Origin of the sequence: Waterburya agarophytonicola KI4, assembly GCF_020640915.1 — a bacterium.
Taxonomy (GTDB): Bacteria; Cyanobacteriota; Cyanobacteriia; order Cyanobacteriales; family Xenococcaceae; genus Waterburya; species Waterburya agarophytonicola.
Genome location: NZ_JADWDC010000040.1, coordinates 37,207 through 44,045, shown reverse-complemented (window position 1 = coordinate 44,045; position 6,839 = coordinate 37,207). Strand labels below are relative to the sequence as shown.

Below are 6,839 nucleotides of genomic sequence, written 5' to 3'. Positions count from 1 at the left end.
CTCTAGTTTAAGCATAGAACAACTTCTTTTTTCTCTTCAAAATGAGAATTGCTGATTTAATGACTAGAGGGAAGAATAAAGTAAGCTTATAGCAAAATAATTATGAACACCACTATATTTGACCAATTCTTCATCGATTGCGTGGGTAATTGGCAATCCGATCGTACTTATCATTATCTAACTCACCGAGAAATAGAGCGATCGCAAACTACCTTTGAAGTCGAACCCCTCACCAGCGATCGCAAGGTAAAAGTATTATCTGACAATAATTATGGCAAGCTAGACAATCTAGAAAGCCTACCAGGATTCAATCTAGGCTTTTATACCATCTCCGAAGCAGGAGAAGAAAAAAGACAAAACCTCAATCTAATGTTTGTTCCCAAATCAGAGAATAGTGCAACTCTAGAAGGAGACTATTTGCGAGATAGTGCTTATGAAGAAAATCGACCTATTGTTTCCCATTTTAGCTTCAATTCCAACACCAGAGAACTATTAATGACTACCAACTACACCCGTGTAGTTTCAGTCGATTCGATTACCCTCACCAACCCTACCTTACGCATTCGTAAGATTCTCAACTATGAAAAACCCCCCGCAGGAAAAACACTGAAAAATGTTCTTTTAGTCGGTTTTGGAGTGGAGCAAAAAATTGTAGTCTAATTTCACAGGAGCGATCGTCTAGATAAGTTACATTTATTCACAATATTCTCATTAAGTTTTACAAAACTTGATGAGAACAACACATTCCGCATTGTATAAATAGACTGTAAATGACTGTGTAATTCTTAATTAGATTAGGATTATGCTCATTTAATGTAAGTGTTACAAAAGATCGATTTGTACTTAATCTGACTTAAGATAAAGCTAGATCGAATATCTTTTTAACAAACTGCACTTTATTTGTGCTGCATCAATATGAGGGAGCTAGAACTCTTTACTAGAGCTATTTAACCCGAAATATTTGTAATTAAATTAATTGGCTTCAGACGATTTTACGTAATTGTTGAGTAGTGAAATATCGAATAAAAACAATTTTATATTTTTCCACTTTGCTTTTGCCCTTCAATCGAACATAGCCAATAATCAAGTTTGTTTCTTTTAAGGAAACAAGACTATGACGAGTATCAGTAATCAAATAGGTAAAAACACCTAGAGATGATTTTACTTGTCGAGTTTGTGTATTTACATAAAGCTCATCATAAAAAGTTTGTATAACACCAAGACAGCCAAGATCTATTTAGATCGAATAACTGTGGTCTGTACATCTTGTAAAAAATTAATTCCTAATTAGGGAGATTTATTAAATGACATTTGGACCAGCATCCGAATTAGGTGTCGGCTTATTTGAAGATACCTCTCCTTTTGAATACGTACCTGGTCGTTCAGAAGAAGAAGTAGAAAGCATCATTCGTGCAGTCTACAGACAGGTACTAGGTAACGCTTATATCATGGAAAGCGAGAGAGCAACTGTTCCCGAGTCTCAATTTAGACTGGGACAATTGAGCGTGCGTGAATTCGTACGGGAAATTGGTAAATCGAATGCTTACATTTCTCGTTTCTTTGAAACTTGTCCTCGTTACCGTTTCATCGAATTGAACTTCAAGCATTTCCTCGGTCGCGCGCCCAATAGCTATGACGAAATGAAAGCTCACAGTGCCATTCTTGACGAAGGTGGTTGGGAAGCAGAGATCGATTCTTATCTTGATAGTGACGAATATCAAGAAGCCTATGGCGAAAACTTTGTACCTTTTTATCGTGGATATAAAAGTCGTCCTGGTCAAACTATGGTGGAATTTACTCATATGTTTGCTTTGGCGCGGGGTGCTTCTTCCAGCGACTTCAAAGGAAGTTTAGCAGGGAAAACTCCCGTATTAAACAAAAACGTAATTCAAGGTACTCCTATTTCCATCATTCCCCCTTCTGGCGGTGCTGCTGGCGATGGTTGGTCTTTCCAAGAACCTGCTTTGGGTTCGCGTACTCGTCAGGGTTCTGGTTCGGGAGAAAACGGCAAAATTTACCGTATCGAAGTCACTGGTTATGGTTCTCGTGCTGTGAATCGCGTATCTAAATTCCGTCGTAGCAATAAAGTGTACCTAGTACCTTACGACAAGCTATCCCAAGAATACCAACGCATTCACAAGCAAGGTGGAAAAATAGCTAGTATTACCCCTGTTAATTAGAGTTATAGATCCATCCATGACCGCTAATTAATTTTTGAGAACAGAGAAGATTTACGATGATTTTCTGTTCTCAATTTGACAAATAAATATTAATTCAGGAGAAATAAAACATGACCGCAGTAATAGATGCACCTGTGGAAAATCGTTACAATGGCACTGCTGATGATAAGGCGATCGCAATTCGCGCCGTATACAAGCAAGTGTTGGGCAATCCTCACGTAATGGAAAGCGAACGCCTAGTCAGTGCAGAATCTCAATTCTGTAACGGCAACATCAGCCTCAGAGAGTTTGTTCGTTCCGTGGCAAAATCCAGTTTTTATCGCGCTCGTTACTTTGAAACTTGTGCGCCTTATCGTTTTGTAGAACTTAACTTTAAGCATCTTTTAGGACGTGCCCCTGCCGACCAAGCCGAGCTTTCCGAGCATATTCAACGTTGCGTTAATGAGGGCTACGATGCAGAAATCGATTCCTACATTGATAGTATAGAGTATTCCGAGAAATTTGGCGAAAACCTCGTCCCTTACTACACTGGAGCAACCAGTACAGTAGGTCAAAAACAAGTCAACTACAATCGCACCCTTTCCTTACTCCAAGGTATTGCTGGTGTAGATAGTGCTACTAAAAATTCGCGCTTGGTAGATAGCGTAGCAACTAATAGTGCTATTGCTGCTAAAGCTCCTGCTGCTAACGGACGCCTATCTCCTTCGACCGATGTTACTAGCAAACGATTCAAAATTGTCGTTAAAGGCTCTAAATTCGACGCTCCTCGTCGTACCAGTACTACTAAGTATATCGTACCTGGCGATCGTATGACGCCTCAGATTCAGCGCATCAACCGCACTGGAGCAACAATAGTTAGTATCACTGAGATTTAATTATCTAGACTGACGAGCAATTTTAAAATTCAGGAGAAACTTATTATGTCATTTTGGGTTACAGATTTAGATCCAATCGAACTCCAGGAACGTCAACCAAATCAGGACTTTAATATCATTATCCGCCAAGCTTACAAACAAGTCTTGGGCAATGCTTATTTACTAGATGGGGAAAGCTTAGAAACGGCAGAATCCATGTTTAGAAATGGTGATATTACCGTCAGAGGATTTGTTAGAGCGATCGGTCAATCCGAGTTATATCGTTCTTTATTTTTTGAAACTTGCTCTCAGTATCGTTTCATTGAAATGAACTGCAAGCATTTTTTAGGACGCGCTCCTTTAGATCAGGCGGAAGTATCCAAGCACGTACAAATTTATAACAATTTAGGCTACGAAGCAGAAATCGATTCTTATATCGATAGCGATGAATATATCAACGCTTATGGCGAAAATGTTGTTCCCTGTCCTCGTACAGAAAGCAACCAACGCACTTTGCTTAATGTAGGTTATAACCGTACCTATGCTTTGTATAGTGGTGGCTACGCTAGCAGCGATAACATTACCAATAAAGCCAAGCTAATTGCTGATTTAGCCAGTAACAAACCTACCGCTATTACTTTCCCTAAAAATAGTTCTAGTGGAACTCCTGGTAGTAATAAAAAGCGTTTCCGCGTCAAAGCTACCAAAGCGAGTGTTGGTTCTATTAACCGTCTTAGCAACCAAACTTATGAAGTTAATTACGACCAGTTAAACGCCAAAATTAAAAATTTACATCGTACTGGAGCAAAAATTCTCAGTATTACTGAAGTTTAAATCCCACGGTGATTAACTTTAAGCTGTAAAAGTTGTAAGAAGTTCATAGTGGGGTGCAATTCCTCACTATGAAGCTAGCGGAAAAAATTTAATAAAAACTTTGATACTATAAAATCAATGAACATCGATGAATTTGTAGAAAGCTCTCTGGGGACATGGCGATCGCAACGTAGCGCACACCACATGGCTTTTCATCACTTTGAAGAAGTAACTTCCGAAATCGAAATTAGTCTTCTCGAACATGGTGACGAGCGAGTGATAAAGCTATGCAAGACCAACAAAGTAGATCCTCACCTTGCCACTAGTCCTTTTTTTATGAAGTGGGAAGGTGAATCAGATTGGGACGAAGATGAAGTACTAGCAGGCTCTACTGTCTTAGTTCCCGTACCAGACTTAGACAATCCTAGCAAAGGAAGACTTTTAAGAGAACAAGGATATGCCGAAACTGTACCAGCGATCGGTTACTATCATTTGATAGAAGACGGATCTTTTGTTTTGACCACTCAATACGAACGAGCAAGTGCAGAAGAGAAAATTTGGTTTGCTACGCCAAATTTACGCCTCAGAGTTTCTTTAATCAAGACGGGTGATGGAAAAGGAGTTACTACTGCCTCTTTTTCTTCGGAAATTCGTGCTTTGAATCTAGATTGATTTGCCAAAAAAGCACGAGCATAGTTATTTTTTTAATCTTTTTTAATTATTTACTGTTTTAAAATCCTTATATATTAAAAATAATGTTGACTAGAGAAAATCATTCGACAAAGCAAGAGGAAGGCGGTTTGATTCGCGAGCTATCTCGTTTGATGGCGGGGGACTTTTGCAATCGCCAACAATCTGATGCCGATCCTAAAGATTACGCTCATATTAGAATTTTTTTTCGCCCCCTACCCTGGGATTTTTTTGCGGGAATAGGTTTTTATTCCGAGCAAGTTTATGACTACGATCTTTGGAATCCCTATCGCCAGGGAATTCATCGTTTAGTAGATAAGGGCGATCGCGTCTATATTGAGAATTATAGTCTCAAAGAGGCTGAAAATTACGCTGGTTCTGGTCACAATCGTGATATTCTCTTGACAATTCCCCCAGATGGGATAGAACGCCGTTATAACTGTTCTATGGTATTTGTTAAAGAAGATGGAATGTTTCGCGGTAGCGTTGAACCGGGGAACAAATGCTTTGTTCATCGCAAGGGAGTAAAGACATACCTTGTAAGTCAGGTTGAGCTTACCGAGACTACCTGGATCAGCTGGGATAGGGGGATGGATCTCACTACTGGCGAGCATATCTGGGGTTCTGCCAAAGGCCCATTAAAATTTAAGAAAAGAACTAGTTTTGCCGAAGAATTGCCTCTGTTGTAGTCTCAATTTTTGGGCATTAGCCATTGTTTGGAAACAAATATCGCCATTAATACAAAATTAAATAGATACAAAAGATGATAACCTCGGAGCTAACAACGAAAAGTATGTTGCCACCAGTAGCTAGCAAAAAAATGCAAGCTTGGATTAGAAGTCGCCATTTAATTTGTTCGGGTAACTTTTTTATTTTTGAAACTTTAGAATATTCTACGGTTGAAAGATTTGAAGAATGCGTTCGCGGATTGGGTGGGACGTTTATTTCTGTAGAACCTGTGCGTAAGGTTTGGATTGGAAATCATCGTCAGGTTATTTTATATCAAGCTAAGGCAAGTTTGCATACTCCTCATCACGATTTAAAACAATATTGGATTAAATATGGTGGTTTTTATACTAGGTTTGACGAGCGTTCTTGTTGATCGGAAATAATTAATTTTTATAGAAGTAAAGGAAATAAAGATCTTGAAACTCGATTTTAAAAGCGTATTTTATGAAGAATAAATACAAAGATCTAGATATTAGCGATTAATAATCAACAATTAATAATAAGCTAATTTATAACCCTAAGTACGCCGAGAAGATCGAGGGCAAAAATCTAGGATATATGATAAAAATAAGCTTGAGTTAAATATCGGAGATAGAAAAAAGTATGCCTCGCAAAAAATCCAAGTCTAGTAGCAAATCTCGTAATACAAGCAGTTTTTTGGAAAAGTCTCAGGTAGGAATTTCATTAACTTCTCAAGCTTTTAGGAATTTGAATGAGATTGTAGCCGAGACTGGTTTATCCAAGTCAAAAGTTGTTGAAGGCTTAGTTACAGGGAATATTGCGATCGCTAGTCAAATGGCAGAAAAAACTATCTCTATTGAATCAGATCGAGATGAAACTTCTTCGGATAATTCTACTACTAAAATCCAAATTGTGGATGGAGTCTTAGAAGAAAATGAGACAAACCCTAGGGATATTGCAAGTAATGCCAAACAATTCAAAGAATCACAAAATCTAGAAGAATTAAAAAATAATCTCAAAGAGCATAAAGCTAATTATCAAGCATTAAAGCAATCTACTAAGGAAAAAGATGCTTTAATCGAACAACTACAGCAACAGTTAGAACAGCAAAAAACAGCAACATCAGACGAAAATGCTCAACAACCCGATTTGATAGCAGAAATAGATCGGCTAAAACAGCAACTCTCTGAACAAGAAACAGATAACGCAGCCAAAGAAGAAATTATTGAAACTAATGTAGTTAAAATTCAGGATCTAGAGCAACAGTTATCTGCACGCCAACAAGATAAGATCGACTGGGAAAAGCAAGTAGCAGAAAAAGAAGAGGCATTAAATCAACTCCAACAACAGTTAGATGATGCTCATAGCGATCGCGAGAATGCCCAACAGCAAGTAGCAGCAAAAGAAGAGGCATTAAGTCAACTCCAGCAACAGTTAAATGATGTCAATGGCGATCGCGAGAATGCCCAACAACAAGTAGCAGAAAAAGAAGAAGCATTAAATCAACTCCAACAACAGTTAAATGATGCCAATGGCGATCGCGAGAATGCTCAACAGCAAGTAGCAGAAAAAGAAGAAGCATTAAATCAACTCCAACAACAGTTAAATGATG

At 38.4% G+C, this 6,839-nt stretch carries 7 protein-coding genes and 1 pseudogene; all 8 read left to right on the top strand.

Annotated elements, in window-relative coordinates:
• Positions 1-102: 102 nt before the first annotated feature.
• Positions 103-660 (top strand): phycobiliprotein lyase, encoded by a 558-nt coding sequence (locus I4641_RS15280; RefSeq protein WP_229641409.1) that lies wholly within the window; start codon positions 103-105, stop codon positions 658-660.
• A gap of 644 nt (positions 661-1,304) precedes the next feature.
• On the top strand, positions 1,305-2,180 hold the full coding sequence (locus I4641_RS15275) for a phycobilisome linker polypeptide (protein ID WP_229641407.1): 876 nt from the start codon (positions 1,305-1,307) through the stop codon (positions 2,178-2,180).
• A 110-nt stretch (positions 2,181-2,290) separates the two neighbouring features.
• A complete protein-coding gene (locus tag I4641_RS15270; protein ID WP_229641406.1) occupies positions 2,291-3,055 on the top strand; it encodes a phycobilisome rod-core linker polypeptide in 765 nt (254 codons plus the stop codon).
• A gap of 45 nt (positions 3,056-3,100) precedes the next feature.
• Positions 3,101-3,868, top strand: coding sequence for a phycobilisome rod-core linker polypeptide (locus tag I4641_RS15265; protein ID WP_229641405.1), 768 nt, complete (start codon positions 3,101-3,103; stop codon positions 3,866-3,868).
• Positions 3,869-3,985: 117 nt separating this feature from the next.
• Complete coding sequence (locus I4641_RS15260; protein ID WP_229641404.1) at positions 3,986-4,519, top strand: phycobiliprotein lyase; 534 nt, start codon at positions 3,986-3,988, stop codon at positions 4,517-4,519.
• Positions 4,520-4,602: 83 nt separating this feature from the next.
• Complete coding sequence (locus I4641_RS15255) at positions 4,603-5,226, top strand: chromophore lyase CpcT/CpeT (protein ID WP_229641403.1); 624 nt, start codon at positions 4,603-4,605, stop codon at positions 5,224-5,226.
• Between the two features lie 104 nt (positions 5,227-5,330).
• Complete coding sequence (locus I4641_RS15250) at positions 5,331-5,639, top strand: CpeR family transcriptional regulator (RefSeq protein ID WP_229641402.1); 309 nt, start codon at positions 5,331-5,333, stop codon at positions 5,637-5,639.
• Positions 5,640-5,869: 230 nt separating this feature from the next.
• Positions 5,870-6,839: pseudogene (locus I4641_RS15245) on the top strand (hypothetical protein); the annotation flags it as partial.

Bases quoted from the DNA above. Each gene is read 5' to 3' on its own strand.
- I4641_RS15280 (WP_229641409.1), top strand. From the start codon at position 103: ATGAACACCACTATATTTGACCAATTCTTCATCGATTGCGTGGGTAAT.
- I4641_RS15275 (WP_229641407.1), top strand. From the start codon at position 1,305: ATGACATTTGGACCAGCATCCGAATTAGGTGTCGGCTTATTTGAAGAT.
- I4641_RS15270 (WP_229641406.1), top strand. From the start codon at position 2,291: ATGACCGCAGTAATAGATGCACCTGTGGAAAATCGTTACAATGGCACT.
- I4641_RS15265 (WP_229641405.1), top strand. From the start codon at position 3,101: ATGTCATTTTGGGTTACAGATTTAGATCCAATCGAACTCCAGGAACGT.
- I4641_RS15260 (WP_229641404.1), top strand. From the start codon at position 3,986: ATGAACATCGATGAATTTGTAGAAAGCTCTCTGGGGACATGGCGATCG.
- I4641_RS15255 (WP_229641403.1), top strand. From the start codon at position 4,603: ATGTTGACTAGAGAAAATCATTCGACAAAGCAAGAGGAAGGCGGTTTG.
- I4641_RS15250 (WP_229641402.1), top strand. From the start codon at position 5,331: ATGTTGCCACCAGTAGCTAGCAAAAAAATGCAAGCTTGGATTAGAAGT.